This is a genomic window from Streptomyces carpinensis (assembly GCF_002154505.1).
Lineage (GTDB): Bacteria > Actinomycetota > Actinomycetes > Streptomycetales > Streptomycetaceae > Streptomyces > Streptomyces carpinensis.
In genome coordinates this window covers 69,995-70,200 of record NZ_MUBM01000205.1, presented here as the reverse complement: position 1 = coordinate 70,200, position 206 = coordinate 69,995, and positions in this window count along the sequence as shown.

Sequence of the window (206 nt, the reverse complement as noted above, 5' to 3'; positions counted from 1 at the left end):
GGCCGATGGGGGCGGGATCAGGGGGGTGGCCGGGTTCTCGGTGACGGCCCGCGCGCCTTCAATGGCGGCAGGCACTGCCCCTGGCCTGCCGAGGGGCGGGCCCTGCCGGACGACGAGACGGGTGAGGCATGACTGTGTCCGACGTTCAGATGAGAGTCGCCGAACTCCTCACGCTCAAGGAGGCCGCCGAGCTCGGCCCGTCCCGG